Source organism: Microbispora sp. CSR-4 (assembly GCF_008033685.1).
Classification (GTDB): Bacteria; Actinomycetota; Actinomycetes; order Streptosporangiales; family Streptosporangiaceae; genus Microbispora.
In genome coordinates this window covers 1-484 of sequence record NZ_VJVX01000262.1, presented here as the reverse complement: position 1 = coordinate 484, position 484 = coordinate 1, and the positions used below count along the sequence as shown (strand labels likewise).

Annotated in this window: 1 pseudogene; it reads left to right on the top strand. The window is 72.9% G+C overall.

Going from position 1 to position 484, the window contains the following annotated elements:
- Window positions 1–484: pseudogene (locus tag FLV34_RS41120) on the top strand (hypothetical protein); the annotation flags it as partial.

Here is a 484-nt window from a genome sequence, read left to right as displayed (position 1 = left end):
AGTGACCACCAGGGGCGGGCTGGCCGTACCGCTCGGGCTGGTGCGCGCCTTTCTGGACTTCGTCACCCCCGGCCCGATGCACCCCCGGCTCCATCCAGCACATCTCAGCCCCACCAATCGTGCCGCCCGGCTGGAGGAATCGGCCGAAGCCCGCGCCATCCGCGACAAAGCCCAACGCCCGCGCTACGAGGTCGCAATCCGGTACGCCGTACAGGCAGACGACCCCACCTCGGGTGACGAGCGCGATCGCAAGCAGGCCCGCGAGGCCCGGCGGAACGCGACCCGGGGCCGGGCACACGCGATCGCCTCGTCCTTCGCCCTGTTCGCCGGGCACAACCGGCTGGAACGGCACCGGCTCGCCCTGCCCGCCGAGCGACTGGCCTCCCGGATGCTCCGGCGCGGGTTCCTGCTCTCGGTGCCCGAAATCGCCGCCCTGGCGCACCTTCCCTTGGACGCCGCCGTACCGGGTCTGAGCCGTGCCGGG